Source organism: Intrasporangium calvum (assembly GCF_028446585.1).
GTDB classification, from domain to species: Bacteria; Actinomycetota; Actinomycetes; order Actinomycetales; family Dermatophilaceae; genus Intrasporangium; species Intrasporangium calvum_A.
This window is the reverse complement of sequence record NZ_JAPFQL010000047.1, coordinates 20568-27013: the sequence shown is the minus strand read 5'-3', so window position 1 is coordinate 27013 and position 6446 is coordinate 20568. Positions and strand designations below refer to the sequence as shown.

At 71.3% G+C, this 6446-nt stretch carries 5 protein-coding genes; all 5 read right to left on the bottom strand.

Translation table 11 applies throughout. The features are described from left to right. Nucleotides 1–1876, bottom strand: a 1876-nt coding sequence (locus tag OO014_RS11785; RefSeq protein ID WP_272462515.1) for a propionyl-CoA synthetase, incomplete at its 3' end; no start/stop codon positions are given. A gap of 64 nt (nt 1877–1940) precedes the next feature. Continuing rightward, nucleotides 1941–3284, bottom strand: a complete 1344-nt coding sequence (locus tag OO014_RS11780) for an MFS transporter (RefSeq protein WP_272462514.1) — start codon at nt 3282–3284, stop codon at nt 1941–1943. A 119-nt stretch (nt 3285–3403) separates the two neighbouring features. After that, nucleotides 3404–4585: a 23S rRNA (adenine(2503)-C(2))-methyltransferase RlmN gene (gene rlmN, locus OO014_RS11775; protein ID WP_272462513.1), complete on the bottom strand. Its 1182-nt coding sequence runs from the start codon at nt 4583–4585 to the stop codon at nt 3404–3406. Nucleotides 4586–4770: 185 nt separating this feature from the next. Next, nucleotides 4771–5568 carry an SDR family NAD(P)-dependent oxidoreductase gene (locus OO014_RS11770; RefSeq protein ID WP_272462512.1) on the bottom strand — a complete coding sequence of 266 codons (798 nt, stop codon included), beginning with the start codon at nt 5566–5568 and terminating at the stop codon, nt 4771–4773. Then, nucleotides 5568–6437 (bottom strand): phosphatidate cytidylyltransferase, encoded by an 870-nt coding sequence (locus tag OO014_RS11765; RefSeq protein WP_272462511.1) that lies wholly within the window; start codon nt 6435–6437, stop codon nt 5568–5570. Before OO014_RS11765 ends, OO014_RS11770 begins: the two co-directional genes overlap by 1 nt. Nucleotides 6438–6446: the final 9 nt, after the last annotated feature.

Here is a 6446-nt window from a genome sequence, read left to right as displayed (position 1 = left end):
CCTCGATCGTGGCCGGCACCGCGGGCGACCCGCCATCGGCGATCTCGCGCATGGTCTTGCGCAGGATCTTGCCGGAGCGCGTCTTGGGCAGGCCGTGCACGATGTCGACCTGGTGCAGCGCGGCCACCGCGCCGACCTCGCTGCGCACCCGCGCGACGAGCTCGCGGCGGATCCGCTCGCCCTCGGCCTCTCCGTCGATGCCGCTCTTGAGCACGACCAGCGCCCGCGGCACCTGGCCCTTGAGCTCGTCGCGGACGCCGATGACGGCGCACTCGGCCACGGCCTCGTGCCCCGCCAGGGCGGCCTCGATCGACCCGGTCGAGAGGCGGTGGCCGGCGACGTTGAGGACGTCGTCGGTGCGGCCCATCACGAAGAGGTAGCCGTCCTCGTCGATGTAGCCGCCGTCGCCGGTCAGGTAGTAGCCGGGATAGGCCGACAGGTAGGAGGAGACGTAGCGCTCGTCGTCCTGCCAGAGCGTGGGGAGCGTGCCCGGAGGCATCGGCAGCTTGATGCAGACGGCCCCCTCCTGCCCGGGCGGCAGCTCGGCCCCCTCGTTGTCGAGGACCCGCACGTCGTAGCCGGGGACGGGCACCGACGGGGACCCGGGCTTGATCGGCAGCATCTCGATGCCCTTGGGGTTGCAGGCGATCGGCCAGCCGGTCTCTGTCTGCCACCAGTTGTCGATGACCGGGACACCGAGCGCGGCCGTGGCCCACTCGTACGTGTCGGGGTCGAGCCGCTCTCCAGCCAGATACAGGGTGCGGAAGGACGACAGGTCGTAGTCAGCCACGAGCGAGGCGGAGGCGTCCTCCTTCTTGATCGCGCGGAAGGCGGTCGGCGCGGTGAAGAGGGAGACGACGTCGTAGTCGGAGATGACCCGCCAGAACGCCCCGGCGTCCGGGGTACCGATCGGCTTGCCCTCGTAGAGCACGGTGGTGGCCCCGGTCAGGAGCGGCCCGTAGACGATGTAGGAGTGGCCGACGACCCAGCCGACGTCGCTCGCGGTGAACATCGTCTCTCCGGGCTGGACGTCGTAGAGCGCGTGCATCGACCAGCGCAGCGCGACGGCGTAGCCACCGCTGTCGCGGTAGATGCCCTTCGGCTTCCCGGTCGTCCCGGACGTGTAGAGGATGTAGAGCGGGTCGGTGGCCGCCACGGTCACCGGGTCGGCACCGGCCTGGGCCGCCTCCCCGGACTCGAACTCCTCCCAGTCGAGGTCCCGCTCGCCCAGCTCGGCCGGCTCCTGCGGCCGCTGGAGGATGACGCAGCGCTCCGGCTTGTGCTCGGAGCGGTGGATGGCCTCGTCGAGGAACGGCTTGTACTTGACCACCCGGCTGGGCTCGATGCCGCACGACGCCGACAGGATGACCTTCGGTGCGGCGTCGTCGATGCGAGCGGCCAGCTCGGCCGGCGCGAACCCACCGAAGACGACGGAGTGGATCGCCCCGATCCGCGCACACGCGAGCATCGCGATGACGGCCTCCGGAACCATCGGCATGTAGATGACGACCCGGTCACCCTTGTCGACGCCGAGCCCGCGCAGGCCCCCGGCCACGGCTCGCACGCGAGCGAGCAGGGCGGCATACGTGATCGTCTCCTTGGTGCCGGTCACCGGGGAGTCGTAGTGGATGGCCGGCTGGTCGCCGCGGCCGTCGGCGACGTGCCGGTCGAGCGCGTTGTGGCACACGTTGAGCTCACCGTCGGGATACCAGCGGTAGAACGGCGGGTTGTCGTCGTCGAGGATGCGCGTCGGCGGGGTCACCCAGTCGATCAGCCCCGCGGCCTCCGCCCAGAAGGCGTCGGGATCCCGCAGGCTCCCTTCGTAGGTGGTGCGGTAGCTCGAGGGGTATGCCGCTGGGCTGGCTCCGTCGCTCATGCTCCCACCCTGCCCGGCCGCCTACCGTGAGGGCCAGACCCGATTTCGTCACAGAGCCGAGCGGTCACATTGCGTCGGCGAGCGGATCGTCGGCCGGCACCGCCGGGTCGGCGGCAGAGTCGCGTCGCGCCCGGGCGATGGAGATCGACATCAGCGCGGCGCCGAAGCACAGGGCGCCGGCGATGTACCACGCGAGCGTGTAGGTGCCGAGCTGGTCGCGGATCAGGCCCGCGCCCGCCGCCGCCAGGGCCGCCCCGATCTGGTGCGACGCGAAGACCCAGCCGAAGACGATCGGGGCCCGGTCGCCGAAGGCCTCCCGGCACAGGGCGATCGTCGGCGGCACGGTCGCGACCCAGTCGAGCCCGTAGAAGATGATGAACGCCAGCATGTTGACGTGCATCTCGTCGCTGAAGAGCGAGGGCAGCAGGAGCAGGGAGGCGCCCCGCAGCGTGTAGTAGACGGCGAGCAGGAGACGGGCGTCGATGCGGTCGGTGAGCCAGCCGGAGAACACGGTCCCGGCGATGTCGAAGATCCCGACGAGGGCGAGCAGGCTCGCGGCCGCGGTCAGGGGCATCCCATGGTCGTGTGCCGCGGGGATGAAGTGCGTGCCGACGAGCCCGTTGGTCGAGATGCCGCAGATCGCGAAGCCCCCGGCGAGCAGCCAGAAGACCTTGGTGCGGGCGGCGTCCCGGAGCGTGTCGAGGGCGAGTCGCACGGGACGGCCGGACGGTGGGGCAGGTCGCGCGGTCGAGCTCCCGGCAGGGGCACCGTAGGCGATCAGGCCGAGGTCGCTCGGGTGGTCGTGCAGCCGCCAGAGGACGAGGGGCACGACGACGAGTGCCGTCACACCGGTCACCACGGCAGCCGAGCGCCAGCCGTGGTTCTCAGCGAGCCAGGCGAGCACCGGGAGGAAGACGAGCTGCCCGGTGGCGCCGGCTGCAGTGAGGACGCCCGTCACCAGCCCGCGGCGCGCGACGAACCAGCGCCCCGTCACGGTGGCGACGAGGGACATGGCCATCGCGCCCGTCCCGAGACCGACGAAGAGGCCCCAGGCCAGGATGAGCTGCCACGAGGACGTCATCCAGATCGGCAGCAGCGAGCCGATGCTGACCAGGACGAGAGCTGCGGTGACCACTCGCTGGACGCCGAGGCGCTCCATGAGTGCCGCGGAGAAGGGGGCGACGAGCCCGTAGAGGACGAGGTTGACCGACACCGAGGCGCCGATGAGGCCCATCGGCCAGCCGAACTCCTCGTGGAGCGGGTTCATCAGCACGCCGGGCGTCGAGCGGAAGCCGGCGGCGCCGATGATGGTCAGGAACGTCGCGGCCGCCACCCACCAGGCCGGGTGCACGCGTCGCTGCCGAGGGATCGCGGCGGGGCGCGTCTCGGATTCGTCAGTCGTGGTCACGGGTCAACTCTCGGGTTTGGGTTGGGCGGCCATCAATCGAAAGAGCAGTTCGCGACACCCTCAGCGGCGGATCACTCGCTCAAATCGTCGCGAACTGCTCCTTCGATCGAGAGGATCGGTCAGGCGGTGGCGGCGGCGAGCTGGCCGCAGGCGCCGTCGATGTCCTGACCACGGGTGTCGCGGATCGTCGTCGGGATGCCGTGGGCCCGGAGCCGCTCGACGAAGTTCTGCTCCACCCCGGGCCGGCTCGCCGTCCACTTGGAGCCGGGCGTCGGGTTGAGCGGGATCGGGTTGATGTGGACCCAGCCTCGCCCACGCCGGTTCAGCTTCTGGGCGAGCAGGTCGGCGCGCCAACCCTGGTCGTTGATGTCGCGAATGAGGGCGTACTCGATCGACACCCGTCGCCCGGTCGCCCGGTAGTAGCGGTAGGCAGCGTCGATCGCCTCGTCGACCTTCCACCGCGTGTTGATCGGCACCAGCTCGTCGCGCAGCTCGTCGTCGGGCGCGTGCAGCGACAGGGCCAGCGTCACCGGGATGCCCTCGGCGGCGAGCTTGTCGATGCCGGGCACGAGCCCCACGGTCGACATCGTGATGCCGCGGGCCGACATGCCGAGCCCGTCGGGCGCCGGGTCGGTGAGCCGCCGGATGGCGCCGATGGCCGCCGAGTAGTTGGCGAGCGCCTCGCCCATGCCCATGAAGACGACGTTGCTGACGCGCAGCGGGTGCTCGCGGTCGGCGTCCTCACCGCCGGCCAGCTCGCCAGTGCGCAGCGCCCGCGCCGCCCAGACGACCTGCTCGACGATCTCCGCGGTCGACATGTTGCGGGTCAGTCCGGCCTGCCCGGTCGCGCAGAACGGGCAGTTCATCCCACAGCCGGCCTGGCTGGAGATGCAGATGGTGACGCGGTTCGGATACCGCATCAGCACCGACTCGACGATCGCGCCGTCATGCAGGCGCCAGGCGTACTTCATCGTCTGGCCGTCGTCGGCCTGGCGCCGCACGATCGGCGTGAGCAGGGTCGGCAGCAGATCGCGGACGAGGTCGGAGCGCACCGCCTTGGGCAGGTCGGTCATCTGCTCCGGGTTGTCGACGAGCCGCTCGAAGTAGTGCGTCGACAGCTGCTTGGCCCGGAACCCCTGGTGGCCCAGCGACTCGACGACCTCCTTGCGCTCCGCCGGGGCGAAGTCGGCGAGGTGCCGGGGCGGCTTGCCGCGGCGCGGCGCGCGGAAGGTCAGCTCCCCGGGGGCGGGTCGCGCCGTCGTCGGCTCGGGCAGCGAGACGGGCGCAGGGTTCTCAGTCATGGTGACCCCATTGTCTCAGCCGCTGTCAAAACGATGCCGTATGCCGCTGGGCAGGCTTCCGCTGTCCCGTCACCTCCCAGCCCGGCCCCCGGATCGAGCGTGGGACTCCGCCGGCAAGGGACCCGCCGTGAGGCACCCCACCGGACCCAGCGGCATACGGGCAACGGGGTGGGGTGTCCACGCGCTCAGGGCACGTCGAGGACCCGCTGCTCGGCGATGCTGTTGCCGCCGTCGACGACGAGCACCTGTCCCGTCACGTAGGCGGCCTCCGGGCTCGCGAGGAAGGCGATCGCGGCAGCGACCTCATCAGGAGTGCCCGCGCGCCCCGCTGGGGTCGCCAGTGACTCACGTGCCTCGTCCTCGGTCTGGGACGCGGTGGCGATCCATCCGGGAGCCACGACATTGGCGGTGATGCCGGTGCGGGCCTCGTCCACCGCGACAGCTCGGGCGAGACCGACGAGCGCCGCCTTCGAGGCTGCATAGGCTGCCTCGTTGCGCATGGCCATCACGGCCCCCGTGACGCTCCCGACGAACACCACGCGGCCCGAGCCAGAAACGCGCAGGTGCGGCAGTGCGGCTCGAGTGACCAGGAAGGCGGTGTCCAGGTTGCGGGCCAACGACCGGTGCCAGCGGTCCAACCCGGTCGACTCGAGATCTCCGCCCAGCAGGTCCGGCTCGGCGACACTCACCATCCCTGCGTTGTTCACCAGGACGTCGAGCCTGCCGTGCTCGCGCACGCAGGCGCCGACGAGCGCGGCCGCCGCGTCGGGGTCCGTGAGGTCACCCACCTGGCCGGATGCACTGATCCCGAGCGAGCCCAGCTCCGCGACTCGGTCCTGGACCCGGTCCGTCGTCGCGGCGAGTGCCACGGTGGCGCCAAGCAGCCCCAGCGCCCGGGCCGCCCGGAACCCGATCCCGGTCGGGCTGCCGGCGCCGGTCACGAGCGCGACCCGCCCCGACTGCGCGAAGGGCGGTCGGGTCATCAGGCCACGCGCTCGGCGAGCAGGGTGAGCACCGCCCAGACGATCGGGACGACGACGATGAGCGAGTCCAGGCGGTCCATGATGCCGCCGTGGCCGGGCAGGATGCTCGACATGTCCTTGATGCCGAGGTCGCGCTTGATCAGGGACTCCATGAGGTCACCGATCGTGGCGGCCACGGCGACGGCCACCCCGAGGGCGATGCCGATCCACCAGGGGTGGCCGAGGAAGAAGTGGATCGTGAGCGACCCGGCGATGACGCAGAGGATGACCGAGCCGGCGAAGCCCTCCCAGGACTTCTTCGGGCTGATGGTCGGGGCGATCGGGTGCTTGCCCAGCCAGACGCCTGCCGCATATCCGCCGATGTCGCTGCTCACGGCGGTGAGCAGGAAGACGAACATCCGGCCCACCCCATCGGGCGGGGCGAGCAGGAGGACGGCGAAGCCGACGAGCAGCGGCGGGTAGGTGGCGATGAAGATGCCGCCGAGCACGTCCCGGGCCGCGCCCTCGAGGCGACCACTCCCCCGCCAGAGCAGGACCGCCGCCCCGGTGAGGACCCAGGCGGTGACGAGGCCGCCCGGTCCGTGGACGTAGGCGGCCCACGTCATCGCGACCATCCCGACGACGGCCGGCACGAGCGGAGCGCGGACGGCGACGTTGCGCAGGGCGACGTGCAGCTCCCACATACCGATGGCCACCGCGATGGCGACGACGACGAGGAACGACTCCTTCTTGACCAGCAGCGTCGAGACGATGATGACGCCGAGGACGACGCCGACTCCGATCGCAGCCTTGAGGTCTCGCCCGGCCCGCGAGGTCGGCTTCGCCGGCGCCGACGGGTCGGGCAGCGCGGCAGCAGGTGGCGTGGTCATCGGGTCGCG